Origin of the sequence: Roseburia sp. OM02-15 (genome assembly GCF_003481835.1) — a bacterium.
Classification (GTDB): Bacteria; Bacillota; Clostridia; order Lachnospirales; family Lachnospiraceae; genus Eubacterium_I; species Eubacterium_I ramulus_A.
The window spans coordinates 809-27,172 of the sequence record NZ_QULX01000029.1 but is presented as its reverse complement, the minus strand read 5'-3'; the positions used below and the strand labels follow the sequence as shown (position 1 = coordinate 27,172).

The window sequence follows — 26,364 nt, the reverse complement described above, 5'->3', positions numbered from 1 at the left end:
AGAAAAGCGGTTCCAACAATAGCAAAACCCTGCAAAAGCAGGGCTTTGTCTACAGTCTGGCGCTGCTTCTAAGGGAGCAGCGTTTTTCTTTACCGGTATCTCATGCAAATGCAGACTTTTTCTATTATTTTTCTGTTATGGGATTGTTATGTTATAATGAGTGCAAACGATTTTGCGTACTTACAGAATCGGATAGAAACACATTAGAAAGGTTGAAATTTATGAAGAAAAAACCATTTAACTGGGGAACTTATATCACTTTGATCGGCGTCGTTGTCATCTTTTTTATTATTTTTACGGATACCATAGACACGATTTATATCCTGCCGGTTCTCGGCGCGATCTGTCTTGTATACGGCATCTTCGGATTGGTGCAGTCCCGTGGCAGTAACGAAGCCGGTCTGTCGCAGCGGTCTATGCTGCAATTGATTCTGGGCGCTTTCGTTATTTTCATCGGTATGGTGGAAGCACTTCATCTGAATCTGACACAGCGGTTCTGGGATATTTTTCTGATTATTATTGTGATCGTGATTGCAATCTGGATGTTTTTGCGGAAACGAAAGTAAGTCTTGTTTTGGGTGGCTTAAAAATTTATCACGTTAGTTTTTAATAAGAACTCCTGTATTTTGTCTCAGTCGCTAGCAATCGCTCCTTGAGAAAAAATACAGGAGTTCTTTATTTACACAGTGAAATTAGTAAATTTTTGCGCCACCCGGCACTGCGTGCCACGTGCACATCTACACTTACGATAAAAGCAATGTTATACTGTGCACGCTGATTTACACAAAGAAACTATAACATCAAAATGTAAATTGTACCCCCAATTTATTTTTTCTTGATGAGCGATTGTTAGCCAGAAAGACAAAATCAATTGGGGTACATTCATAAAACTATCGTTTTTTTGTCTCTTCCAAGTTCAGTTTTCGTAATGATTTTCTAAACTGCACCAAAAACAGAAGTAACGTACAGCTTACCGCAATGACATCCGCTACCGGTTCTGCCATATATACCGCATTGGTCTTGTTTTCCATAAAATGTGGCAATATATAGATCAGTGGAATCAGCAATATAAATTTCCGCAAAATTGCCACAATAATAGAACAAGGCGCATTTCCAATGGACACAAATGTCATCTGGCAGGCAATCTGGATTCCAAACACAAATAACACGCGGCAATAGATTCGAAGTGCCTTTGCCGTAAAAGCGATCAGCTCCGCATCTGTGGTAAACAGTTTCGCAAATACCTGTGGAAAAGCCATAATGATCGCCCACAGAATAACGGAATAGATCACGCAAACGCTAAGCAGAATCTTGTAACTCTGCTTTACGCGCGTTGCATTTTTCGCTCCATAATTGTAACTGGTGATCGGCTGCGCTCCCTGCGCGATTCCCTGCAGCGGAAGCATGGCAAACTGCATAACACTGGTCAGAATCGTCATAGCTCCTACCGCAATATCGCCACCATATTTTAACAACGACGAATTAAAGCAGACGGAGATCACGCTCTCACTTGCCTGCATTACAAACATGGATGCTCCCAATGCCACGCAAGGCGGAACCAAGCGTAATCCCGGAAGAATGTTCGCTTTCTTAATCCGAAGCAGCGTCTTTTTTCCGGATAAAAATGTCAGCACCCAGATGCAGGAAAGCCCCTGTGAAATAACCGTTGCAAGGGCAGCACCGCGTACGCCCATGTGCATGCCGAAGATAAAAATCGGGTCCAGAATAATATTGGCAACGGCTCCGATCAGAACGGTCATCATTCCAGTTGTTGCCTTTCCCTGCGCGGTAATAAACGTATTCATGCCAAGTGTGATCTGTACAAAAATCGTGCCGATCGCGTAAATATTCATATATGCTGTCGCATAAGTGATCGTATTTTCACTGGCGCCAAACATCAACAATAAGTCTTTATTCCAGATAAGCAAAATTACGGTCAAAATAATGGAAACAATGATCTGAAGGCTCAGACATCCGGTCAGAATTTTTTCCGCAGTATCGTGATCACCTTTTCCCATATAAATAGATGCCCGTGGGGAACCGCCGGAGCCAACCAGTGCCGCAAATGCCGCAATGATCAGAATCAGCGGCATACAGACACCAACGCCCGTCAATGCCATGCTGCCCTCCCCCGGAATATGCCCGATGTACACACGGTCTATGATGTTGTACAACATATTTACCAGCTGTGCGATAACCGTCGGAACCGCCAGTTTTAGCAATAATTTTCCAATCGGTTCTGTTCCCAGAAACGTCTTATCCCGCTCCATATTTTCAAACACCCTCTCTTTTTCATACATTTGCCTTCCATTTTTCCACGATCATACAGCGGTAGATTTTTTCTTTCCCTGCCTGTAGTAAAATCGTTATCCCTAAATTTCTGTGACATATTTTTATTTCCTATAAATCTGTATGATATCGTATACCATTTTGCAGAAAATAGCAAGCATATACATACGTGGTATCAAATACTACTTATACTCGTTTTTCACACTTTTTATATTGACTTGCTTATTTTTGTGGTGTAATATTATTTTGATTTTCAAACATTTTAATATTCAAATTATATAACATTGGAAAATCGCCCTCAAAAAATTGAACGCAGAATAAGCCTTCCCCCGCTTCAAGTGCATAGAGCACTAAGCGGGGGGTAAGGAGGATGCTTATGTCAGTGGGAGTTAAAAGCTCCCACTGACAGGTCGCAAAGCGACTGCGTTCATGAGCAAGTAGCGAAAGCGGATTGCGAATGTCCGCTTTACTCAGCACATATCGATTTTTTAATAAAACTACATATGGAAAGTGAGAAATCTAATATGAAATTAATGAAATCATTACATTTAAAAGATAAGTTTTTGAAGCTTCCGATCATTCAGGGAGGCATGGGCATCGGTGTCAGCCGCTGTCGTCTGGCAGGAGCTGTTGCAAAAGAAGGCGGTATGGGTGTCCTTTCCACCGCACAGATTGGCTACGATGATCCGGATTTTGCAAAAAATCCGGAAGAAACGAATTTAAGGGTGCTTCCAGAACAGATTAAAAAGGCGAAAGAAATCGCCGGTGGAAACGGCATGGTCGCCGTCAACATCATGGCAGTCACTCAATTGTACGAAACCTATGTCAAAACCGCCTGTGCTGCCGGTGTGGACGCGATTATTTCCGGTGCAGGTCTGCCGACGGAACTGCCAAAATTTGCCGAAGGTTATAACGTAGCTTTGGCTCCTATCGTATCCAGCACAAAATCTGCCAATGTCATTTTGAAATTCTGGGACAAAAAATATCATCGCACCGCTGATTTTCTGGTGATCGAAGGACCACTGGCAGGTGGACATCTCGGTTTTTCCAAAGAACAGTTAGAGGATATTCCTTCTCTGGATTATGATACAGAAATTCAAAATATCATTGCATTGAAACAGACCTACGAAGAAAAATATCAGACCACGATCCCGGTATTCGTAGCCGGTGGTATGTTTACCGCCAAAGATGCCGCACATGTCATGGAGCTTGGTGCCGATGGCATCCAGGCAGCCACCCGGTTTGTTGCCACGGAAGAATGTGATGCCAGTGACGCATACAAACAGGCTTATGTAAATGCCTCTGACGAGGATGTCATTATTATCAAAAGTCCGGTAGGAATGCCGGGACGTGCCATCAAAAATGCCTTTATTGAACGAATGCTTGCTGCACCGGATAAAATCTCCCACTGCTTTAACTGCCTGAAAGCCTGTAATCCGGCGACCGCACCTTACTGCATCACACAGGCTCTGATCAATGCAGTGGTCGGTGATCTGGATAACGGACTGATCTTTTGCGGTTCCCGCGTGGGTGAAATCACAAAAATCACTACTGTGCCGAAACTCATGCAGGAACTGACCGTATAATCACAGGCAAAAGATGGTAACATGTTATAAATGTGGATAAATCAGCATATGTTGTTAGAAATCCCTGTGGGGAAAGAAACAGCATATGCTGATTTTTTACTGATAGAAGGGAGCTTTTCTTATGCAGGCAATATTGCTATTTTTGTCAGATCTGATCATTCCACTTTTTATTGTCGTAATTCTTATGTCCGGTTTTCTAAACCGACGCAATGCATATGCAGACTTTGTAAAAGGGGCAAAAAAAGGATTGATGACAGCAGTTGATATTTTACCTACCCTTGCCGGTTTAATGGTAGCGGTGGGAATTCTGAGGGCTTCCGGACTATTAGATGCATTGACAAGATTATCAGGGAACTGGATGGAACATATCGGATTTCCTTCACAACTCGTTCCGCTGGCAGTCGTTCGGATGTTTTCCTCCTCTGCTGCCACCGGATTGCTGCTGGATGTGTATGAACAATTTGGAACGGATTCCAGAATTGGGCGAATCGCCTCGGTAATGATGAGCAGCAGTGAAACTATTTTTTATACGATGAGTATTTATTTTATGACCGTCAAAGTCAAAAAAACACGCTGGACTCTGGCAGGCGCATTGGTGGCAACCATAGCCGGAATCACAGCCAGTACAATACTGGCATCATAAATTCTTGTTTGTCGTTTAGGGAACAAATAAAAACTAACTCCAAAAGAAGATATGAAAAATTTTCTGCGACCACTGCATCGCTTATTTCCTAAGCGGAGGTTTCACCTCCACTTAGAATAGCTTCGCATGAATGTGCAGAGATTCGGATTTGAAATATGTCTGCTATGCAGACCCGAATCTCGCACCAGAACTTGCCAAAGCAAGTTCTGATCAAATTCACGAACTCACCCGCAAAACCGGCGGGTTCAGACACGCTCTCGCGGACGGGCTAGATGCAGCGGTCGCAACGAAAATTTTACAATTATCCTCTTTTGGAGTTATTTTTTATTTTGTTCCATTTACACGACGGCACCGCGTGCCACGCATGCATATAAGACAATGGTAAAATAATTTGTTATGTTGCATGCGCAGATTAACAGATTGATTAGTATTTAAGTCAAGGTATGTGAGACATGGTGTCTGATCCTGGTCAGCGTAAGCTGACATATTTTTCTCAGAATTACTGCACATTTCCTTAAATTGGCTGTATACGCCACCCTTGACAATACAAAAAAAGAACTGCTATAGGTTCATTACCGACGGCGAAGAACTCAAGAACATGTAGATTTTCTCCGTCGATGACAACAGTGTAGCAGTTCTTTTTTTGATTGATCAAGGGCAAGCCGCTTCGCGGTGGCTTGCGTTTCCCTCTGGCTTAGAATCTAAGAACATATTGCGGCTTCGCCGCTACAATACATAGTGCTTTTTTATAGTAAAGTGGACATAAGCATTTCCATTTACCAACACTTAGTTGTTCTACGCACTAGAAGCAGGGAAATGCTTATTCTGTGGTAAAGCGGACATTCGCAATCCGCTTTCGCTACTTGCTCATGAACGCAGTCGCTTTGCGACCTGTCAGTGGGAGCTTTTAACTCCCACTGACATAAGCATCCCCTTACCCACCGCTTAGTGCTCTACGCACTTGAAGCGGGGGAATGCTTATTCTGCGTTCATAAAGTGAATCAGCGTGCACAGCACAGCGTTAAATTTGTTACTAGTTATATGTGCACGTGGCACGCGGTGCCGTCGTGTAAACAGGGCATAAATGAAATGAACTACAAAAAAGAATAGTTGGAAAATTTTCGTTGTGGATGTTGCGTCTAGCCCGACCGCGGGAGTGTGTTTGAGCCCGCCGGTTTTGCGGGTGAGTTCGCGGGAGCGGTCGGAAATAAGCGACGCAACAGACACAGAAAATTTTTCATGTTCTTTTTGTAGTTCATTTCATTTTGCCCTTTACAACGACAAACAAGAATTTATTCATAAATCCGTTCCGGATGTGAATACACATTAAATGTCTTATCCCTGGCAAAACCGATCAGCGTAATCCCAAGCTGCTGTGCCAGACGACAGGAATAATTCGTCGGTGCCGACTTTGCGATCAGAATGGAACAACCCATGGCTCCTACTTTTTGCAGGATTTCCACCGGAACACGACCAGAGAAGATTAAAATTCCATCTTTCATCGGAATCTTTCGAAGCAGACAGTCACCAACGACTTTATCTACGGCCACATGGTGGCTAACGTCTTCCTTATAAGACAGAAATACTCCATGATGTACGAACGCCGCACAATGTACGCCACCGGTTCGATGAAACAGTGCAGAGCGTTCTTCTAATCCCCTGGAAAAAGCAAGCACTTCACGAACGGAAAGTCTCACATCATCCCGTTTTGGCACAATGCCCTGTTCATTCAGCAGCACTTCATCTTCCAGCAAAAGGTTTTCCATATCGGTCTCATCGGTGAGATACTCACGGATCGTAATATTTACCATTCCATGTTCCTCATCCACGTCGATTGCCCGAACATCTCCTGCACTGGAAATATAACCGCGCAGGTACAGATAACCAAGGAATGCCTCCTTTTTATCCCATGGGGAACAGATCATTTCACCTGCTCCCCTGCCATTCACATATAACTGATAACTTACTTCTACTACCAGATTTTTTTTGTCGGATACTAGTGCACTTCCATTGTAAGTGACTACATCACGGGTTACAAAATATTCATCTCTGATATGTTCTGCCATAAGATCCTTCCTTAATTTAATACTCACCTATTCAGCTTTCACAATTCTTCCGAAACAATCATTACGAAAAATGCTGTCTGTTATGCGCGCTCGATCTTAACTGCACAAACTTTGTACTCCGGTGTACTGGAAATAGAATCCAGTGCATCTGATGTTAACCAGTTTGCACCGCCATCCAGGAAGTGGAACGGCATCCAGCACTCGCCCGGATTGGTCTTTCCGGATACGTTTGCTGTTGTCTCGATACTTCCACGACGGGAAGATACTCTTACTCTGTCACCGTCTTTGAAACCGATACGCTCAGCATCTTCTGTATTGATCTCGATGAAGGAATGTCCGGAAATCTGGTTCAGTCCTTCTGTCTTGTCAGTCATTGCACATGCATTATAGTGATATAATACACGACCTGTCATCATCTTGAAAGTATATTCCTCATCCGGAAGCTCCATGGACGGAATATACTCGATCGGATTGCAGTAACCAAGTCCTCTGGAGAACTTGCCAACATGCATGATCGGTGTACCCGGATGATCCTTGGATGTACATGGCCACTGCAGACCGTTTCCTGCTACTTCTTCGCTGTCCAGACGCTCATGACTGATACCTGCGAAGGAAGGAGTTACGGAAGCTACCTCATCCATAACCTGTGCAGAGGTCAGATGCGGCTGCGGATATCCCATACGGTTCATGATTTCTGTAAAGATCCAGATATCTTCTTTTGTCTCGCCTTCGATCTCAACCGCTTTACGGATACGCTGTACACGACGCTCTGTATTGGAGAAGGTTCCCTCTTTCTCTGCGTAGGAACGTCCCGGAAGGACAACATCTGCCATTTTTGCAGTTTCTGTCAGGAATAACTCATCCATAACAAGGAAATCCAGGTTCTTTAATGCTTTCATAACATGTGCCGTATCCGGATCGGTACGAACCGGATCCTCACCGAAGATGAACAGACCACGGATCTCCTTGGTCAGCATCTTTCCGAAGCACTCGGTTGCCTTTGTTCCCTCTTTCGGGTTCAATTTTGTGCCCCATGCTTTTTCAAATTTTTCCAGAACACCCGGTGCGCTCAGTTTCTGATAACCCGGGAACTGATCCGGAGAAGCACCCATATCGCAGGCACCCTGTACGTTATTCTGACCACGGATTGGGTTAACACCACAACCAGGACGGCCAAAGTTTCCTGTGATCATTGCCAGGTTAGACAGAGACATAACGCCCTCTGTACCTGTATGATGCTCGGTAACACCCAGACAGTAAATGATGGCTGCATTTTTTGCAGTTGCATACATTCTGGCTGCCTCGATCAGTTTGTCTACATCGACATGACAGATCTCTGCAACTTTCTCTGCCGGATATTTATCAACAACTTTCTTCATTTCCTCGAAGTTCTCAGTACGCTCCTCGATAAATTTGCGATCCTCAAGACCTTCGGAAAGGATGATATTCATCATACCGTTTGCAAACGCTACGTTTGTACCCGGTGTCAGTTTCAGATGTACATCGGCTGCGTGTGCCAGATCGATATCACGCGGATCTACAACAATCAGTTTTGTACCTTTATGTACGGCACGACGGATCTGCATACCAAGTACCGGATGTGCATGTTCCGGGTTAGAACCAACCAACATGATCAGATCTGAATCCTGTGTAATATCCGCAATCGTATTTGTCATAGCTCCGGAACCAAGTGTAGTTGCCAGTCCGGCTACGGTCGGTGCATGGCAGACACGGGCACAGTTATCTGTGTTATTGGTATGGAACGCAGTTCTTACCATTTTCTGGAGCATATAGATATCTTCGTTTGCGGAACGTGCACAGGCAAATCCTGCCAGGCAGTCTCCACCGTAAGTATCTCTTAACTCTGTAAATTTCTTTGCTACATAATCCAGTGCCTCATCCCAGGTAGCCTGCTCAAATTCACCGGTCTCTTTATTTTTGATCAGCGGATGACGTACTCTGTCCGGATGATCTACGAAATCAAAGGAACCACTACGTCCTTTAACACAGACCATCTTGTGGTTGGACGGACCGTCTGCGCCCTCTACATCTACGATCTTGTTATCTTTTACGATCAGATCATACTGACATCCGGTTGCACAGTGTGGACATGTGGTACGCACACGTTTTACTTCCCACGGACGATAATTTTTTCTTCTCTTGATGGTCAGAGCGCCTGTCGGACAAGCCTGTGCACAGTTACCACAGGACTCACAGCGTGTCTCTTCCCAGTCATCACCAAACGGTGCATCGATAATCGTAAATTTACCGGTTCTGCGCAGTTTGATCGCTCTTCTTCCGGTTGCAACTCTACATGTCTGTACGCAGCGCTGACAGTAGATACATTTTGACTGATCATAGGACAGGAACGGATGTGCATCCTTTTTCGGGATCTCACATTCTAACAGTCCTCTGGAACCGAAATACGGTGTTGTATCAATTCCATATATATTACAATATTTCTGAAGTTCGCAGTCACCATTTTTCTCACAGTTGAAGCAATCAATATTGTGATTGGAAAGTAACAGTTTTAAAACTGTCTTTCTTGCTTCGATTACACGCTCGCTGGCTGTCTGCACAACCATGCCTTCTTTTGCTTTTGTGTTGCAGGCTGTGGCAAGTTCGTTCACTCCTTCTACTTCTACTACACACAGGCGGCAGGATCCGATGTCACTGATACCCTCTAAGTAGCAGAGTGTAGGGATTTCAATACCGACAGTTTTTGCTGCCTGAAGGATTGACATGCCCTCTGCTGCTTCCACGTTTCTTCCATCTATGGTTAAACGCATCTGTTATTACCTCCATATATAAACTCTGTTATTTTCAATATTTAGCGGTCGATCGCATCCTGAAGTTTACCGCACCCGAATACATCACATCTTAAGCATCTGCCGGACTCCTGCATTGCTTCTTCGTGAGTCATCGGGCACTCTACATGCTCAAAATCATGTTTTCTCTCATAAGCCGGACGCTCGCCAATGTTGACACGACCGGTCGGAACACGGTTATTCTCTCTTGCTTCCGGTGCTTCTACACCACAGTTTAAGGTATGGTGGTAACCAAGATATTCATCGATATTATGTGCTGCTACTTTTCCGGCTGCAATCGCTTTGATTGCTGTGGACGGACCAGTTGCACAGTCACCACCGACAAATACGCCCGGCATACCCTCTACAGCAGTATCCAGACCAGCTTTGAATACATGCCACTCTGCCGGCATACCAAACTCTTCAAACGGCTCGCTGACGATATCCTGACCAACTGCGATCAGTACCACATCACATGGAACACGCAACGGATCTTTGGATGCGGAGTCTACCGGTGACGGTCTGCCGCCGCGGTATGCACCGATCATCTGTGGCTGTACCCAGAGTGCACAGCAATCGCCGTTTTCGTCCTTCTCAATGCTCTTTGGAGCCTGAAGGAGCATCAGCTCAATACCTTCCATAACAGCGGATTCAATCTCTGTATCCAGCGCTGTCATGTCTTCCTGACGTCTTCTGTATACGATTCGGACGTCTTTTGCACCACAGCGAAGCGCGCTTCGTGCAGCATCCATAGCAACGTTTCCGCCGCCGATAACAGCAACGGTCTTGCCTGTATAATCCGGGCGTATACCATGTCCGATGCCATCCAGCATTTCTACTGCGGAGAATACGTTGTTTGCATCAATGCCGTCCAGACGGAGTTTTTTACCTTTCTGTGCACCGATGGCAACAAACATTGCATCGTGGCTGTTTCTTACTTCCTCAATTGGAATATCTACGCCTACATTTGTATTATATTTTACTTCAATATTTCCTGTGGAAAGGATTGCATTCATATCCTCATCCATACGGTCTTTCGGAAATCGATAGTTCGGGATTCCGTACATTAACATACCGCCCAGGTGTTCTTTTGCTTCATAAACAGTTACTTTATGTCCCATCAGAGACAGGAAGTATGCAGCTGTCATTCCGGCAGGACCTCCACCGATGATTGCTACTTTTTTGCCTGTAGATACGTTTGTCTTCGGAACTGCTACCTGATCTGCTGCAATCTGGTCTACCGCGTATTTTTTAATACCACGGATATTGACGGAATCATCGATCAGGTTTCGGCGGCAGCGCTCCTCACATGGATGCTCACAGATCATGGCACATGCAGTTGGCAGCGGGTTATCACGACGGATCAGGTTGATCGCATCTGCGTAATTACCCTCATGAACGTGTGCAATGTAACCCGGAATATCAACATGTGCAGGACAGAGTGTCACGCATGGGATCTTCTGACCTACATTGGCAGGACATTCCCATTTTTTTACATGGCTCTCATACTCATCTGCAAAAGTTTCAAGTCCTTCCAGTACCTCAATAGCTGACTGATAACCGATGGCACAGTCTGCCGTATCGCGGATCATGATGGCGATCTCTCTCATCTCATCCACCATTTCCATTGTGCCGACACCATTCAAAATTTTACTTAACAGGTCTGCAAGCTGTGGCAGTCCGTCACGACATGGTACGCACTTTCCACAAGTCTGATTCATGGAAGCATGCAGCAGTGATAACTGTACCGTCAGTGGACATGTTCCAGGCGGGTAAACATCTACTTTTCTGGAAAATTTCTCCAACATATGCCCGATGGTAACATCCTGGCTGTGCTTTCCGGCAAGATAAATCTTACTCATTTTTTTATATCCCTCCTAACCAGTATCCTGTCAGAATACTGTAATGATACTATTATAACGGCAAAAAAGCGCTTCCGGTGTATGCCAAAAGCACTTTTTCGATGTTTCATTTGTGCATCTCATACATTACTGAAACTATTTTCTCTTTATGCAGCTTTTTTTGCTTTGCGCAGGTAGATAAACCAGTACGCACATCCAACGCAAATTGCTCCACCCACAATGTTTCCAAGTGTAACCGGAAGCAGATTTTTGCTGAAGAAGTTGCCCCAGGTCAGATTTGTCAGATCTACTCCTGCGTCTGTTGCTGCCTGTACATAAGTCGCATTTGTTTTTGCGAAAAGACCGGAACTGATATAGTACATATTTGCAATACTATGTTCAAATCCACACAGCACGAACATCATGATCGGGAAAAACAGACCAACGATCTTGCTGACTACTTCTTTTGCCGCAAAGGAAATCCATACTGCGATACAGACTAAGAAATTACAAAGAATACCTTTGATAAATGCATCGCTAAACGGCATGGAACATTTGCTTGCTGCAGTAGATAATACGGATACTGCCATTCCATTGTTAAACAGAGACGGCTGGTGACTGAATGCAACGCCTGCGCCTACCAGCAGACCACCGATCAGGTTGCCGATGTAAACAACTACCCAGTTTTTTAACATACCGCCCACAGTGATTTCTTTTTCCAGAAGCGGGATTGTCAACAGACAGTTTCCGGTGAAAAGTTCACTTCCCGCGATCAGCACCATAGTCAGACCACCCGGGAATACACAGGCACCGATAAATTTTCCAAGTGACGGTTCTGTAATGGATACTGCAACGGTGGTGGCCCCCACGCCGCCGAATCCGATAAAGGCTCCTGCCAGGATCGCAAGAATGATCATTTTTGGAATTGGTGTGTTAACCTTACTTTTTCCAGTTGCAATGTAATTTTTGGCCACTTCGGCCGGTGTAAAAAAGTTCATTATTATACCTCCATTCATACTCCTCGTACATTTGTATCTATTTTAATACAATCCTTTTATGCTTTGTATGTCAAAAAACACAAAAATGCACTTTAAAATTATGCTATTCACACATTTGTACATCGTGGTATAATAGGTGCAAATAAGTCATCTCAGTCTGAGTTGATAAAATCATGTCATCACAAAATAATGGGAGCAGATAATTTGTACAAAGGAGATTTACCATGCTGATACCATTGAACGTACTTTTATATCAGCTTTCTGCAAACAGCATTTATGAATCACAGAATATAGATCTCACCGGGAACTTCGACAACGTGCAGCTTTTTGACCAGGAGCAGCTTAATGCCGAATTCGGGGATGAGCTCTATCTGGTTTCCGACCAGGTACTCTTAAATGCATTAAGCAGAACGCCAGAGGATCAGTTTCCTTCCAGATGTGTATTTTTGTGCATCTGCCAAGATGAAAAACTTCATACCAGTGATTTCCATCCAAATCTGTCCATGGTGTTACTCTACACAGATGAATCTTTTCCGCTGGTGTTCAACCGTATCCTGAAGATTTTTCACGATTTTGATATCTGGGATAAGAACTTTCATCTGATGCTGATCCAGCAGAAATCCCTGCAGGATCTGTTGAACCTGTCCAAAGATTTTCTGGTTCATCCTATGGTCGTTCTGGATCGCAATTACTCGATCCTTGGTTATCTGCGTGATCCGAATGTCAGTGATCCCATCATGGAATCCATTCTGTCCGCCGGTTATGTGACACCGCAGATCATGGAGCGGCTGCGTCAGGACGGACTGATCTCCACCTCAGAACAGGCAGAAAATCCACTGATCAGCTGGTACAGTCTGACCACACATGACTGTTATTACAGTATGATGTACCGTTTCAAGACAAACGGGCACACCGTTGGCTATGCCCTGATCTTTCACTGTGCCGTGCATCCGCGTACGAATTACCTGTACCTGATGAACATTGTGGCGGAAAACCTGCAGTTATTCTTTCAGCAGAAACGTTTTTCCAACCGGTCTTCTTCAGATATTTACGAATCGGTATTTAACGACATTTTGGAGCATCCGGACGCTCCGCAGCAGCAATATGCCGACCAGCTCAGTTATATTCCGGATCTACCGATGAACGGGCGTTTTATGCTGGCGGTCATCCATTATCCGGACGAACAGGAACTGCCATTTTCCTTTGTCAGCTGGAATCTGCGCACTTCCATTCCACAGCTGAAACCGTTCGTGTACCAGAACACGTTATATATTTTAAAAAATAACAGTGAAAATGAGAGTTTTGCCACATTCCTGACTCCGGAGGAACAAACGATTTTCCAGAAAAATTTCCGGAACCGATACTTTGAATGTGGCATCAGCAACACCTTTTTCTCACTGATGGATCTGCCAACCGCTGCTGCACAGGCGCGGGAAGCATTGGCGATCGGAACTTCCAAGACAGAGGGCGGAGCCCCGACTTTCCATTATTTTTCCGATGTCTATATGCTGTATATTTTACAGGAATTAAAAAAAGCCGGTGTGGATAAAATGGCAGCTTCACCATGCTACGAAGTGCTGCGCCAATACGATGAAACCCACAACGGCGACCTGTGTTACATTTTTATGCAGTTTTTGAAAAATGGTCGCAACGTCAACCAGACGTCCACTGCTATTTTCCAGCATCGAAATACGGTATTGAACAAGGTAAAAAAAGCGGTCTCCATCATGCAGAATGAATGTGAAGACTACCAGTCACGTATCGCCTTCATGCTTTCCTATCTGAATGATCCGAACCGCTAGTACATTTTTTAAAAAGTAACAAAAGTCATATAGCGTATAGGCAGAAAACTGCTATTACTGATCGCTTTTCAAGTCGAACGCACGTGAGACTTGGTGCGTGATTCTGGTCAGCGCAAGCTGACATCTTCTTTTCAGAATCACTGCACATCCTCGCGGAGCATTTATCTCAGTCGGAGATTGAACTCCCACTGAGAAATACTTGTTACTACTCACCACTTGCAGAAGTGGGAGTCTCAACTCAGACTGAGATGAAAATAGCCCCATAATTCAAACAGGATTTAATAGCCACGCTTTTCATCTATTACAGACATAATTTTTGTGAACAAAATCCCTGCCATTGAGGAAATTGTCGTAGCAACGATCGCTGCTCCGGTAATCCCTGCCGGATCCGGCGAACCATACTGACTTCGATAGGCAATGACCGTTACTGGGATCAGTTGAAGAGAAGAAATATTCAGCACCAGAAACGTACACATTTCTGTGGAAGCTGCTTTTTCCTTTTTTCTCTGTTCCCGCAAAATCCGGTCTGAACCAAAATCATACCGGCTCTGAGCAGACTGACCGACCGCCTGCATTAGAGTCCTTTCTTTTTCCAGCTCATCCAGATCTTCCATTGCCTGCAGACCGGCAGGTGTCGCTGCCCATCCCAGACCGAAAAAATTTGCTATACAGTTCGCTGCAATGGACTTGCATGCCGGATGATCCTTTGGCACTCTTGGAAACAGGAAATGCAGCAACGGATAAATCCGCTCCGCTGCCCGGCGCATCATGCCGGCATTCTCCGCAATCTGCATCAGTCCCACCCAAAATGCCAGAACACCTGCCATCGTGATACAAATTGCCACTGCCTGCTGTGCGGAATCCAGTGCTGCGTCCGTCACTGCCTGCAGATTTCCGGTAAAAGCCGCATAAACGATTCCCGCCAGGATCATAAAAAGCCACAAAAAATTCAGCATACGCCGTCAGCTCCCTTTGGAGTTTCTAACAACATATGCTGAACTACATATTAATATTCTTTATTTTCCATAGGTACGGAAAAATGCACTTAAGTTCGTCAGCGCCTTTACCAGCACCTTTGTCTGTTCCTCATTCAGACCGTTCAATGTCGCTTTGATCATCTCATCATGGAAATTTGCATGATGATGATATGCTTTCACCCCTTTTTCCGTCAGTGAGATCAGTACCACACGGCGATCTTTCTCACTTCGCACACGCTTTACATATGCCTTTTTTACAAGGTTATTGATCGCAATCGTCAACGTTCCCACAGTGACAGACAGATCCTTTGCCACAGATGACATGCTGCGCGGCTCATCCAGTCCGATTGCTTCTATAATGTGCATATCATTGTTGGAAATGTCTTTGAACTCCTCCGTAATGATCGCTTTTTCTTCAATATTCATGATTTCATTAAATAATTTGACCAACAGGTCATGCAGTGTATCGTATCCTTCCAATGCGCTCCTCCTGATACTTTGTGTATCAAAATTTTTGATAGATTGACAAATTGATTATACACAATGTCCCTGCACTTCGCAAGTTCTATCCATCGATTCTGTTATATCCAATTGCTTCTGTTCATATATTATTAGTAATTATGATTCGAACCGGTACTTCCTTATGCGCCACTGTCATTCTCATTTTTTCCATAAAATTCGGTTTTCCCTGTTTCTTGCACTGTTCCTCATTGGATTTGGGATTTTCTGTGCCGCAGTCTGCCAATGCGCCGACTCCGATACCTGGATCGCACAGTTTTTTCACGAATCCCCCACGGCCATCCAGGCCGGCGAACAAAATTCCAATTCTGCTGCCGGACAATCCACCTCAAACGACGTAAATACAGATTTTGAAAACTATATTGCTGAACTGTTCCGCCAGGAAGCCTCTGCAAGTCTGCTAAATCTTCATTATACCTTGGAAAATCCGCAGGCTTATCAGATCACGGAATATCAGACTTCTCTCGGAAATTACAGCGCTGCCTCTCCGGCACTTGCTGCTGCCTCCGCGGAAAACGTTCTCTCTGCTCTGCATCAATTTGATGCCCAAAATCTGACAACGCTCAACCGTCAGACACTGGAAATCCTGACAGACAGTATGAATCTCACCGTAGCCGGCGGAAATTTTAAATATTATGACGAACCACTAACACCCACCACCGGTCTGCAATCCCAGATTCCGATCCTGCTGGCAGAATACACCTTCCAGAGCAAACAGGATGTTTCTGATTATTTGGAACTGCTGACCGACCTGCCCCGCTATTTTGCCCAGATCTGCGACTATGAACGGGAAAAAGCTGCTGCCGATCGTTTTATGCCCTCTTACACGGCGCAGACTATCATCGATCAGTGCCGGGATTTTGTTTCCAATCCGGAGGAGCATTACCTGGTTACAACGTTTAACCAGAAAATCTCTGCCCTCTCCGGCATTTCCAAAAATGAACGGCGGTCTTATCAGAAGCAGAATCTTTCTATTTTAAAAAAGCAGGTCTTTCCGGCATTTACACAACTGGCAGACACGTTAAGCGAATTGGAGGATAGCACCATCAACGAAGCCGGACTCTGCCATTTTCCGGAAGGACGCGAATATTATGAATATCTGGTGCGCTGTGCCACCGGAAGCAGTGACAGTGTCGCTTCCCTTGAAAAACGTACCACAGATCAACGCAAAGAAGACCTCCTTCTCATATCACAACTGTTGGAGCAAAACCCTGACCTGACAACGGAATTGGAAAACTGCGCCGTTGCACCCCAGTCTCCGGAAGAAATGCTTACGACTCTGCGGCAGGCAATTTCGGCAGAATTTCCAGAAGTACCGGAATGCAATGTGACGGTCAAATATGTGGATGCCGCCATGGAAGATTATCTCTCTCCGGCGTTTTATCTGACCTCCCCACTGGATCATCTGACCGAAAATTCAATTTACATTAATCAGAAAAACGGATATGAAGGGCTTCGACTTTTTACAACGCTGGCACACGAAGGATTTCCGGGACATTTGTTCCAGAATGTGTATTTTCACTCCATTTGTGATCTACCGATCCGCTCGCTGCTTGGCTATCCGGGTTACACCGAAGGGTGGGCAACGTTTGTGGAATTGCATTCTTACACCTATGCCGGATTGTCTGAAGATGCTGCCAGTCTCTGTGCAGCAAATCAGGCGGCGATTTTGAGTCTGTATGCGACTGCGGATATGGGAATTCATTATGAGGGGTGGACGTTGGACGATACGGCAACGTTTTTCGGGACTTATGGATTCACGGATGAAGAAACCATTCGGGATATTTTTGAGTTGATCGTGGGAGAACCTGCCAATTATCTGAAATATTATATCGGATATCTGGAATTTCATGATCTGCAGGCAGATATGAAAAAGCAGAATCCGGATACTTATACGGATTCTGACTTTTATAAAAAGGTGCTCGACATCGGTCCAGCTCCATTTGGGGTGTTGCGGGAGTACGTACTCGGGGATCAATAGGTTTATATAGATTTCAAGAATGCTCCGGCATTCTTGTTGTGAGGTGCGCGTCATGCAATTGCATGACATACTTCAACTGCGCACCTCTGTAATCCTGCCGGAGGCTATATCAGATGGGGGATTGGCTCCCATCTGATATATAAAGGGGATATCTAAGGAGAAATCTCAGGATTTTGTCTCCGCGGCTAACAATCGCTCGCTGAGAAAAAATCCTGAGATTTCTCCATTTACACATTGGCTTAACGTATCTATTATTATGCCGAAAGGAAAATACGACTACTTTATCGTTGCTTTTTTATTCCACCGTGACTATTCCGTTTATTTCTTCTACCGTTTTTTCTAAATACAAAAAGTTCTGTTCAACTATTTTTGTAATAATTCCCACATTGAAAAACGACTAAGCAACACTGTATAGAAAAAGGAATCAGGACATTTTGTCCTGGAAGGCGATTGTTAGCCTCCAGGACAAAATACCCTGATTCCGCTTCACTAAAGTTCCGTTATACCACATTACCGGCGGCTTCCGCCTGCCGTTTTTCCAAACGTTTCATAATCGCAAAGAATACCGGCATTACCACACATGTTGCCGCAATCCATGCCGTCTGATCCGTAAAGCACACTGCCGTGTATCCGAATCTCGGAATCACAAATACAGACATCAAACCTCTTGCCAGCAGCTCACTCAAGCCCGCACACATCGCAATCGCACTGTATCCAAGTCCCTGAATGGTCAGTCGTGTACAGTTCAAGAATGCCAGGAAGAAATAGAAAAATCCTGCACATGTTAACAACTGCTGTACATAACCAAGTACTTCTGTCTCACTGCCGGATACGAACAGCAACGCTATCTTGGAACCTGCAAAAATCAGCACGATTCCGATTCCGATACTGTACAGAACCGAAATTATAATTCCGGATTTCAGTCCTTCCCGGATTCGTTTTAAGTTTCCGGCACCAAGATTCTGACTTCCGAAGGTCGCACTTGCTGTCGCGAATCCGTCATACGGACACATTGCCAGCTGTTTTACTTTTGCTGCCGCCGCAAAAGAAGATACATATACTGCGCCAAGTGTATTTACCGCACTCTGAAGCATGATGCTTCCGATGGCTGTAATGGAAAACTGTAATCCCATCGGTACTGCCATAGTAAACAATGTCTTTATGTAATGCATATCCAGTTTGCGCTCCTGAACATTTGTTTTCAGGACATCATATTTTTTCTTCATGTAGATAAAACAGAGAATACCAGATATTGCCTGTGACAAAATCGTTGCCCATCCGGCTCCGGCGGTTCCTAGTTTGAATACAATGATAAAAAGCATATCCAGAAAAATATTCATCACCGCAGACAATACCAGAAAATAAAACGGCGTCTTGGAATCTCCCAGCGACCGGATAATACCCGCCACTACGTTATATAAAAACGTAAACGGGATTCCCAGGAAAATGACAAACAGGTAATCATATGCCCCCTGATAAAACTGATCTGGTGTCTTCATCCAGGTCAGGATTGAACCGCACAGCGCACAGGTTACGATCGTCATGATCACAGCAAGAAAAATTGCCAGATATGCCGCATTCATCACAAATTTACGCATTTCGCTGTAATTTTTTGCACCAAATTTCTGCGCCACGGGTACTGCAAGTCCCGTACAGGTTCCAAGACAAAAACCAATGATCAGAAAGGTGATGGATGTAGTAGAACTTACACTGGTCAGGGCACTCAGTCCCAGATAACGACCTACGATCACGGTATCTACCATGTTATACATCTGCTGAAACAAGTTTCCCAGTACCAGCGGTATGGAAAACTGCCAAATTAACTTCATTGGACTTCCAACGGTTAAATCTTTTGTCATAACGTCTCCCTTCCGATTACTCGTTTTCTGTGTTTAAAAGCATCTGATAAATTTCACGTTTTCCGACGCCCCTGTCTTTTGCCACCTGCTTCATGGCGCTTTTTCGATCCATACCAGTGCTTAAGTAGCGCTCCATATGTTCTTCCACAGAAATTGCCTCCCAGGATTGCTGCTGCTCCTGCACCAGTTCTTCCCGGCTTCTGCCCTCAATAACTAACACGCACTCTCCGCGGACGCCCTGCTCCTCATAGTAACTGATCGCTTCGGAAAATGTAGTCTGAAATGCTGTCTCAAATTTCTTCGTCAGCTCGCGGCAGACCGTCAGTCTGCGGTCACCCAACGCATTCTGCAGTTCTTTTAACGTGCCAAGCAGATGATGCGGCGCCTCATACACAATCAGCGTTCTTGTATCATTTTTCAATTCTTCCAATACGGCTGCACGCTCTTTTTTCTCCTTTGGCAAAAATGCCTCGAAGGAAAAGCGGCGTGTCGGCAAACCGGACAGCGTCAATGCGGTAATGCAGGCTGCTGCCCCCGGAAGGGAAGTCACTTCAATGCCCTGCTCGTAGCAGATGCGCACCAGATCTTCACCCGGATCGGAAATGCCCGGTGTACCCGCATCGGTGATCAGCGCAATATTCGTTCCCTGCTGCATTTTTTCCACCAACTGATAGGCTTTATCCACTTTGTTGTACTCGTGGTAGCTGGTCAGCGGTGTTTTTATATCAAAATGATTCAGCAAATGAATGGAATTTCGGGTGTCTTCCGCCGCGATCAGATCAACTTCTTTTAATGTACGCAGTACACGGAGCGTAATGTCTTCCAAATTTCCAATCGGTGTCGCACATAAGTATAATTTTCCTGCCATAACCTTATTTCACCTCACAATCTAATACAACGTTTTTTATTCACACAATCAATGGCTTTAATATCCATATACATCGTAAATCTCATCCGTATATTTTCCCGGCTCTTTGTACACGATCAGTGGCTTTTCCACGGTCATGCGGCTTTTTCCACCCCGCAGTCCCTCAATCAGCACCATATTTGGCTCCCGGTCCACATAAGGATATACCAGACGCATCCGTTTCGGCTCGATCCGATACTGCACCATCAGAGAAATGATCTCTGCCAGACGGAATGGGCGGTGTACCATATAAAAACGTCCACCCGGCACCAAAAGGCGCGCGCTCTCCCGGATAATATCTTCCAAATTGCACAATACCTCATGGCGTGCAATGGTTTTTGCCTCATGCAGATTCGTCAGTCCGTGCTGCGCGGTCATATACGGTGGATTTGTCGTCACGACATGAAAAGAAGATGCTCCAAAAATCTTTGAAGCATCCTTAATATCACCTTCTACGATGTCGATCCGATCCTGCAGATCATTCAGCGCCACACTACGCCGCGCCATGTCCGCACTCTCCGGCTGAATCTCCAGACCGGTAAAATATTTTCCATCGGTCTTGGCTTCCATCAGAATCGGGATAATTCCGTTTCCGCAACCCAGATCCAGACAGTTTTCGTGTTTTTTTGCCCGGGCAAAGCCGGACAGCAGCACCGCATCCATACCGAAACAGAATTTTTCCGGATTCTGGATAATGCGGTAACCGTTTCGCTGTAATTCGTCGATTCGTTCTCCCGGCAATAAATTACTCATTTAACTTGGAATGTCCTCCCTTGTCCTCTAACTCAGCAAGTTTGCGCATTTCCTCTTTGCTCAGACGCTCGCCATGATCTCTGCGGCGTTTGGAACGGAATTTCAGCTGTTTTACCGGATATTCGCGGATTTCTTTCTCATCGCCTACATCCACAACGACTTTCACCAGCTGGCGCAGTACGCTGACACTCTGTACCTCACCTTTCAGACCGTCCAGGGTTGTCACGCGGTCACCCACATTCGGCAGACGGCTGTTTAAGTATTCGTAAGTTTCTTCTTCGTTTTTCAGACAACACATCAATCGTCCACACACACCGGAAATCTTGGTCGGATTCAGGGACAGATTTTGCTCTTTCGCCATCTTGATCGACACCGGCGCGAACTCTGTCAGGAATGTGTGACAGCACAGCGGACGTCCACAAATACCGATACCGCCAAGGATTTTGGTCTCATCACGGACACCGATCTGACGCAGCTCGATTCTGGTACGGAATACACTAGCCAGATCTTTTACCAGCTCACGGAAATCGATACGTCCGTCTGCGGTAAAGTAAAACAGCAGTTTGTTGTTGTCAAAAGTATACTCTGCCTGCACCAGTTTCATGGCAAGACCGTGTTTTTCAATCTTTTCCAGACAGATCTTGTATGCATCTTTTTCTTTCTCATGGTTCTTCTCTTCGATACGGTCATCTTCCGGTGTCGCCACACGAATGACTGCTTTCAACGGCTGAACCACTTCATCATCTGTAATGTCCTTTGGTGGGACAATTACGGTACCGTACTCGATACCACGGGCAGTCTCCACAATGACGTGGCTGCCGCGCTCCAGTTTCAGGTTTTTCGGATCAAAATAATACACTTTGCCCGCCTGACGGAATCTTACTCCAGTTACTTTTATCATCTAATATTCTCCTTAATTGTCAATGCCAGCATTTCCATGGTCAGATCAAAATTTACATTTGCCCGGATCCGTCTGTCTGCTGTGTCGATTGCATCTAAAATATGCTGCAGTCCCGCATAAGAACATTTTTCCGACTGGCGTCTGATTTCATACGCCTCCTCACGGAAAATCAACTGCTCCTCCGTCGCTGCTGCTTTATATAATAACACATCACGATACCAAAACAAAACTAAATCGAAAAATTCTCTGATGTCATCTTTGAAATCGTTCAGTGGTTTGATCTCCTGTAATAAATCATACTTCGGAATATCACCCAGTCTGCGTAAAAGCTGGGTTGTAAAATCTTTTAATTCGTTAAAACGCTCGGAAGACGCAAGGTTCATGGCACGTCCCACATTTCCTCTGGCAAACGCCGCACAGACTTCCGCCTTGTAATCCGGGATTTGACGCTGTTTCATCAGAAACTCCCGAATCTTCTCATCATTCACCGGCTTTACATCCAGCATCACGCACCGCGACCGAATCGTTGGTAAAAATGCATCCGCGTTCGTGGTCAGAAGCAGGATCACTGCATAAGCCGGCGGCTCCTCAATGGTTTTCAGCAATGCATTCTGCGCCTGCTGATTCATTTTTTCTGCTTCATCTACAATGTATACTTTATACTTACTGCTGTAAGGTTTGATCTCAATATCATGGTTGATCTGCTCACGGATATCCGCAACGGAGATCGTGTTTGGCTTTTCATGGCTCAGATAAATAATATCCGGCTGATTCTTATTTAACGACTGCTTGCAGGAATGACATTCCATACAGGGCTCCGCAATGGTTTCCGGATGCAGTGCTTCCCGCGGCTGTCCTGCCAGACCTTCCCTGTTTTTAATAGAAGTCTCACACTGTAGCGCCATGGCAAATGCCTCTGCCAGCATCATTTTTCCACTGTCTTTCGGACCATTGATAATATATGCATGGGATACTTTATCCATCACAATGGCACTCTGTAAATGTGCGATCAACTGTTCATGTCCGACAATCTCATGAAATCCTGCCATTTTGTCACTTCTGCTCCTCACTGCTAAAAATTTGCTTTCGCATGTAAAAATTCAAGAATGCTCCGGTATTCCTGCTGCCTGGCAAATAAAAAAAACGTTATCTTCCCACAATTCTACATGCGTTTATTTCATATCTAATATTTATTATCTATATAAGAAGCGATCTCCTGTGTGACCTGATCCAGATCTTTATTCAGGAAATGCTTTGTTATCTCTGCTTTTTTCAGATTTTCCTCTGAAAAATCCTGCTCGTCTGCCAGAAATCTGCGACACATTTCCGCATATTTTGGCTGCTCCTGTGACCGTTCCCGCTCCAATGCCCGCTGCAGGCGGACACCATCATCCACTTCCACATAGATTGGACACACATGCTCCGCGCCAAAATATGCACGAATCTGTTCATAGGCTTCCAATGTTCCGATCATCAGATAGTCACTTTCTGCCAGAACAATCTGTCCATCATCCGCGGTAAAATATTTCCACACGCCATACATGGTATCGTATGCCCGCAACTCAATAATCTTGCCCTCGCGTTCAAACTCCGCAACACGCTCCTCAGAACAGAAAAAATAAGATTCTCCCTCTGTTTCACCGGAACGAATCGGGCGGGTGGTATAAGGAACCACACGTCGCAGCTGCAATTCCTCCATTGCCAGAAGGCGGTTATAAATGGTATCTTTTCCAGATGCACTTTTGCCCATCAGACAATAAATCTTTCCCATATGTTTCTCTCCTGCTCTCTATTTCCATCCATGTCATCTATTATTTTTCACGCATTTGTAGTTTTCATTTTACAACAAGTTTTTCTATCTGTAAAACCCACATTGAAAAAATCGCAGCAAAAAATCAAACATATGCAAAACTTGATGTATGATTTTGTTCTACATAAACTAACATATTTCTCTCAAGATCACGATACATTATCCTGGCATATTTCTAACCAGATGCCGCTGAAATCCTTCATTCCCTGCACTTCCATATTTCGCTTCTGACAGGTTGCCAGAGCATCCAGAATTTCCGGTGTCACCAGTTCTCCCGGTGCAAGAATCGGGATCCCCGGCGGATACAGATACACAAATTCCCCGGACACGCTTCCGGCAGATTCCAGAAGTTTTACTTTTTCCTTTGGGGCATCCATCGCCTCTGAAATCTTCATTACCTTCTTCGCCGGACGATAAATCGCATCCGTGGTAAAAATCTGCTGTCCGTTTTCTTTTTCCAAATCGTCAGAGCCATCATGAAAGCTCTGATCAATTTCCTCCAATGCTGCAAACAACCGGTCAAAACCTTCCTTGGTATCCATAATGGAAGTCAGTGCCGTGGCATAATGTCCTGACGCCATTTCCAGCTCCAGATGATATTTTTGTGTCAGCAGATCTGCCAGATCCTGTCCATGCAGACCAACCGCCTCTGCACAGATCAGAATTTTGGAACTGTCTCTATCCCAGATACCGTCATCGTTCCCGTTTTCCGGAAAAACGCTTATATACTGTAAGTTTTCACAGGATTGGTAAAAATCATGCAACTGCTGCTCAAATGCCGCAAAAAGTGTGGTTCCCTGTTCGCGTAAAATGCGGGTACAGCGGTCAATTCCCGCCATCAAAACATAAGACGGAGAACTGGACTGATAAATGCCAAGATAACGTTTTACCCGTTCCAGATCCACCCACGGATTTTTCCGATAATGCAGCAATGCCGTCTGTGTGTATGCCGGTAACGTCTTGTGCACACTTTCAATACACAGATCCGCACCATAAGAAATCGCCTTTTTCGGAAATCTTTCTGAAAAACCAAAATGCGCGCCGTGTGCCTCATCCACGATCAACGGAATCTGATGTGCATGTACGATCTCCGCGATCGCCGCAATGTCGGACACCACACCGTCATAGGTCGGAGATGTCAGCAAAATCGCCTGCGTATCCGGATACTGCTCCAGCATCCGCTGCACCTGCTCCGGAGCAATGCTGCCCTGAATACCAAACTCCGTCTGCTCTGGATACAGATATTCTGTCTGCAATTCCATCAAATATACCGCATGGTACACCGCTTTGTGACAATTTCGCGCCATCAAAAGCCGTCCGCCTTTTTTTACCGTTCCACAAACTGCCGCAAGCAATCCCGCGGTACTTCCGTTGACCAGGAAAAAACTTTCATCCGCTCCAAAGGTCTGCGCTGCCCGCTGCTGTGCTTCCAGCAAAATTCCTTCCGCGTGATGCAGGTTGTCAAACCCGGTGATCTCTGTAATGTCAATCGCTTCACAATTCCAGTTTCCCATCGTCTGGCGCTTGTGCCCCGGCATATGAAACGGATACGCATCCGAATTACAATATTCCAGCAATGCCCGATCCAGATATTTTTCATTTTCTATCATTCCACCACTTGGCTGATTCAGATATTTTTCGTTTTCTATCGTACCAACACTTGGCTGATCTGATTCTGCATTCTGATTTTTCTCCGTCATAAGTCACCTTTTACCTGTATCTTTTAATAAAAATGGCATCCATGTTTTCCATGCTCTTTTGTATAATATAATATTTGATTATAGCATAAAAAAATACAGGGACTCAATACTGTAAATTTTATAGCCAGAATTTTAATAACGCCGTACTCTCCGGCATGTGTACCTGACCGACGCTGCACGCCAGTGTCACCGGTATGCTTCCGCGGATCTTGCCACGCACATTCTGATAAAACGCGCATGCTTCCAGCGGAATCCGCACTTTTCCATCCTTCACTTCTGCTTTTCGCAGCATTCCATCATTTTCATATTTTAAGGAAGACAAATAACGCCCCTGCTCCAGACAACTGATGATGTCAATTGACCGTTTTCCTTTTTCAAGCTCCGGCAAAACTTTCTGACTGCCTCATTTTCTTCTTTTTTCTGTAACACAAAATGTGATTTTCCAAGTTCCACATTTAACAGAATGTCGCGCTTGTAATCATAAAATTCCTCTGCCAGTCGTCTCGGACAGGTTTCCTCCGATATCTGGTAAATTCCCATAATTCCGGGATACGTTCCCACCGCATAACGGCTATGCAGATTATATCCGGTGATTGCACGCTGATACCTTTCGTCATTGCGCAAAAAAGAGTTTAAGCACATGATCGAATCATCACTGACGATATGTTCCATACGGCAGGCATCGTCCTCCGCTTTCTGCGGGTCTGCCTGATAGATTTTCAGAGTAGTTAATCCCTGCAGGTTTTCCAGAAAAAAATCTCCAAGCCCAATTACACAAAAAATATATAAATAATCCTCCAGAAGGACTAACATCTATGGACATTCGCAACATGAGCGAAGATGAACTTCTGGACCTAGACTATTTTTTAAATGAAGATGATCTGTTTAATGACGAGGCAGGTGTAGAAGGCTTTTATATCTTCTA

At 44.9% G+C, this 26,364-nt stretch carries 22 protein-coding genes; 6 read left to right on the top strand and 16 right to left on the bottom strand.

Annotated elements, in window-relative coordinates; translation table 11 throughout:
* Positions 1-566, top strand: a 566-nt coding sequence (locus DXB15_RS16995) for a hypothetical protein (RefSeq protein WP_158582285.1), incomplete at its 5' end; no start/stop codon positions are given.
* A gap of 324 nt (positions 567-890) precedes the next feature.
* On the opposite strand, the gene DXB15_RS15780 is transcribed toward DXB15_RS16995, so the two are convergent.
* Positions 891-2,270 (bottom strand): MATE family efflux transporter, encoded by a 1,380-nt coding sequence (locus DXB15_RS15780; RefSeq protein WP_118703464.1) that lies wholly within the window; start codon positions 2,268-2,270, stop codon positions 891-893.
* 543 nt (positions 2,271-2,813) lie between these two features.
* On the opposite strand from DXB15_RS15780, the gene DXB15_RS15775 reads away from it, so the two are divergent.
* Together DXB15_RS15775 and DXB15_RS15770 are read left to right on the top strand one after the other, a co-directional pair.
* Complete coding sequence (locus DXB15_RS15775) at positions 2,814-3,875, top strand: NAD(P)H-dependent flavin oxidoreductase (protein ID WP_330427545.1); 1,062 nt, start codon at positions 2,814-2,816, stop codon at positions 3,873-3,875.
* 121 nt (positions 3,876-3,996) lie between these two features.
* The gene (locus DXB15_RS15770; RefSeq protein ID WP_118703459.1) at positions 3,997-4,518 is read left to right on the top strand and encodes a spore maturation protein; all 522 of its coding nucleotides are present in this window, start codon (positions 3,997-3,999) and stop codon (positions 4,516-4,518) included.
* 1,292 nt (positions 4,519-5,810) lie between these two features.
* On the opposite strand, the gene fdhD is transcribed toward DXB15_RS15770, so the two are convergent.
* From fdhD to DXB15_RS15745, 4 genes are all read right to left on the bottom strand, one after another.
* On the bottom strand, positions 5,811-6,584 hold the full coding sequence (fdhD, locus tag DXB15_RS15760) for a formate dehydrogenase accessory sulfurtransferase FdhD (protein WP_109214991.1): 774 nt from the start codon (positions 6,582-6,584) through the stop codon (positions 5,811-5,813).
* 80 nt (positions 6,585-6,664) lie between these two features.
* Complete coding sequence (gene fdhF, locus DXB15_RS15755; protein ID WP_118703458.1) at positions 6,665-9,373, bottom strand: formate dehydrogenase subunit alpha; 2,709 nt, start codon at positions 9,371-9,373, stop codon at positions 6,665-6,667.
* A 41-nt stretch (positions 9,374-9,414) separates the two neighbouring features.
* Entirely contained in the window at positions 9,415-11,253 is a 1,839-nt protein-coding gene (locus DXB15_RS15750) for an NAD(P)-binding protein (RefSeq protein WP_109214993.1), read from the bottom strand.
* A gap of 146 nt (positions 11,254-11,399) precedes the next feature.
* Positions 11,400-12,230: a formate/nitrite transporter family protein gene (locus DXB15_RS15745; RefSeq protein WP_109214994.1), complete on the bottom strand. Its 831-nt coding sequence runs from the start codon at positions 12,228-12,230 to the stop codon at positions 11,400-11,402.
* A 224-nt stretch (positions 12,231-12,454) separates the two neighbouring features.
* Between DXB15_RS15745 and DXB15_RS15740 the strand changes: the two genes are divergently transcribed.
* Positions 12,455-14,032: a helix-turn-helix domain-containing protein gene (locus DXB15_RS15740; protein WP_118703457.1), complete on the top strand. Its 1,578-nt coding sequence runs from the start codon at positions 12,455-12,457 to the stop codon at positions 14,030-14,032.
* Between the two features lie 278 nt (positions 14,033-14,310).
* On the opposite strand, the gene DXB15_RS15735 is transcribed toward DXB15_RS15740, so the two are convergent.
* Both DXB15_RS15735 and DXB15_RS15730 read right to left on the bottom strand, forming a co-directional pair.
* Complete coding sequence (locus DXB15_RS15735; protein ID WP_109214996.1) at positions 14,311-14,988, bottom strand: nucleoside recognition domain-containing protein; 678 nt, start codon at positions 14,986-14,988, stop codon at positions 14,311-14,313.
* 60 nt (positions 14,989-15,048) lie between these two features.
* Positions 15,049-15,489, bottom strand: a complete 441-nt coding sequence (locus DXB15_RS15730; RefSeq protein ID WP_243115676.1) for a MarR family winged helix-turn-helix transcriptional regulator — start codon at positions 15,487-15,489, stop codon at positions 15,049-15,051.
* 163 nt (positions 15,490-15,652) lie between these two features.
* Between DXB15_RS15730 and DXB15_RS15725 the strand changes: the two genes are divergently transcribed.
* Entirely contained in the window at positions 15,653-17,509 is a 1,857-nt protein-coding gene (locus tag DXB15_RS15725) for a DUF885 domain-containing protein (protein ID WP_118703456.1), read from the top strand.
* 500 nt (positions 17,510-18,009) lie between these two features.
* Here DXB15_RS15725 and DXB15_RS15720 read toward each other — a convergent pair whose 3' ends face one another.
* From DXB15_RS15720 to DXB15_RS17465, 9 genes are all read right to left on the bottom strand, one after another.
* Positions 18,010-19,368, bottom strand: coding sequence for an MATE family efflux transporter (locus DXB15_RS15720; protein WP_109215002.1), 1,359 nt, complete (start codon positions 19,366-19,368; stop codon positions 18,010-18,012).
* A 16-nt stretch (positions 19,369-19,384) separates the two neighbouring features.
* Positions 19,385-20,236 (bottom strand): 16S rRNA (cytidine(1402)-2'-O)-methyltransferase, encoded by an 852-nt coding sequence (gene rsmI / locus DXB15_RS15715; RefSeq protein WP_118703455.1) that lies wholly within the window; start codon positions 20,234-20,236, stop codon positions 19,385-19,387.
* 57 nt (positions 20,237-20,293) lie between these two features.
* Positions 20,294-21,028, bottom strand: coding sequence for a tRNA1(Val) (adenine(37)-N6)-methyltransferase (locus DXB15_RS15710; RefSeq protein ID WP_118703454.1), 735 nt, complete (start codon positions 21,026-21,028; stop codon positions 20,294-20,296).
* On the bottom strand, positions 21,021-21,929 hold the full coding sequence (locus tag DXB15_RS15705; protein ID WP_109215005.1) for a PSP1 domain-containing protein: 909 nt from the start codon (positions 21,927-21,929) through the stop codon (positions 21,021-21,023). The genes DXB15_RS15710 and DXB15_RS15705 overlap by 8 nt, the downstream gene beginning before the upstream one ends.
* Complete coding sequence (locus DXB15_RS15700; RefSeq protein WP_109215006.1) at positions 21,926-22,978, bottom strand: DNA polymerase III subunit; 1,053 nt, start codon at positions 22,976-22,978, stop codon at positions 21,926-21,928. Before DXB15_RS15700 ends, DXB15_RS15705 begins: the two co-directional genes overlap by 4 nt.
* A gap of 134 nt (positions 22,979-23,112) precedes the next feature.
* Positions 23,113-23,700 carry a guanylate kinase gene (locus DXB15_RS15695; protein WP_109215007.1) on the bottom strand — a complete coding sequence of 196 codons (588 nt, stop codon included), beginning with the start codon at positions 23,698-23,700 and terminating at the stop codon, positions 23,113-23,115.
* A gap of 188 nt (positions 23,701-23,888) precedes the next feature.
* Positions 23,889-25,439, bottom strand: coding sequence for an aminotransferase class I/II-fold pyridoxal phosphate-dependent enzyme (locus DXB15_RS15690; protein WP_243115675.1), 1,551 nt, complete (start codon positions 25,437-25,439; stop codon positions 23,889-23,891).
* A gap of 118 nt (positions 25,440-25,557) precedes the next feature.
* Entirely contained in the window at positions 25,558-25,761 is a 204-nt protein-coding gene (locus tag DXB15_RS15685) for a hypothetical protein (RefSeq protein ID WP_118703453.1), read from the bottom strand.
* Positions 25,749-26,252 (bottom strand): iron dependent repressor, metal binding and dimerization domain protein, encoded by a 504-nt coding sequence (locus DXB15_RS17465; protein ID WP_330427544.1) that lies wholly within the window; start codon positions 26,250-26,252, stop codon positions 25,749-25,751. Before DXB15_RS17465 ends, DXB15_RS15685 begins: the two co-directional genes overlap by 13 nt.
* Between DXB15_RS17465 and DXB15_RS17800 the strand changes: the two genes are divergently transcribed.
* Positions 26,171-26,364, top strand: a 194-nt coding sequence (locus tag DXB15_RS17800; RefSeq protein ID WP_118703460.1) for a hypothetical protein, incomplete at its 3' end; no start/stop codon positions are given. The genes DXB15_RS17465 and DXB15_RS17800 overlap by 82 nt on opposite strands.

Coding starts and splice junctions, on each gene's coding strand:
- DXB15_RS15780 (WP_118703464.1), bottom strand. CDS start 2,270: ATGGAGCGGGATAAGACGTTTCTGGGAACAGAACCGATTGGAAAATTA.
- DXB15_RS15775 (WP_330427545.1), top strand. CDS start 2,814: ATGAAATTAATGAAATCATTACATTTAAAAGATAAGTTTTTGAAGCTT.
- DXB15_RS15770 (WP_118703459.1), top strand. CDS start 3,997: ATGCAGGCAATATTGCTATTTTTGTCAGATCTGATCATTCCACTTTTT.
- fdhD (WP_109214991.1), bottom strand. CDS start 6,584: ATGGCAGAACATATCAGAGATGAATATTTTGTAACCCGTGATGTAGTC.
- fdhF (WP_118703458.1), bottom strand. CDS start 9,373: ATGCGTTTAACCATAGATGGAAGAAACGTGGAAGCAGCAGAGGGCATG.
- DXB15_RS15750 (WP_109214993.1), bottom strand. CDS start 11,253: ATGAGTAAGATTTATCTTGCCGGAAAGCACAGCCAGGATGTTACCATC.
- DXB15_RS15745 (WP_109214994.1), bottom strand. CDS start 12,230: ATGAACTTTTTTACACCGGCCGAAGTGGCCAAAAATTACATTGCAACT.
- DXB15_RS15740 (WP_118703457.1), top strand. CDS start 12,455: ATGCTGATACCATTGAACGTACTTTTATATCAGCTTTCTGCAAACAGC.
- DXB15_RS15735 (WP_109214996.1), bottom strand. CDS start 14,988: ATGCTGAATTTTTTGTGGCTTTTTATGATCCTGGCGGGAATCGTTTAT.
- DXB15_RS15725 (WP_118703456.1), top strand. CDS start 15,653: ATGCGCCACTGTCATTCTCATTTTTTCCATAAAATTCGGTTTTCCCTG.
- DXB15_RS15720 (WP_109215002.1), bottom strand. CDS start 19,368: ATGACAAAAGATTTAACCGTTGGAAGTCCAATGAAGTTAATTTGGCAG.
- rsmI (WP_118703455.1), bottom strand. CDS start 20,236: ATGGCAGGAAAATTATACTTATGTGCGACACCGATTGGAAATTTGGAA.
- DXB15_RS15710 (WP_118703454.1), bottom strand. CDS start 21,028: ATGAGTAATTTATTGCCGGGAGAACGAATCGACGAATTACAGCGAAAC.
- DXB15_RS15705 (WP_109215005.1), bottom strand. CDS start 21,929: ATGATAAAAGTAACTGGAGTAAGATTCCGTCAGGCGGGCAAAGTGTAT.
- DXB15_RS15700 (WP_109215006.1), bottom strand. CDS start 22,978: ATGGCAGGATTTCATGAGATTGTCGGACATGAACAGTTGATCGCACAT.
- DXB15_RS15695 (WP_109215007.1), bottom strand. CDS start 23,700: ATGGGAAAGATTTATTGTCTGATGGGCAAAAGTGCATCTGGAAAAGAT.
- DXB15_RS15690 (WP_243115675.1), bottom strand. CDS start 25,439: ATGACGGAGAAAAATCAGAATGCAGAATCAGATCAGCCAAGTGTTGGT.
- DXB15_RS17465 (WP_330427544.1), bottom strand. CDS start 26,252: ATGTTAGTCCTTCTGGAGGATTATTTATATATTTTTTGTGTAATTGGG.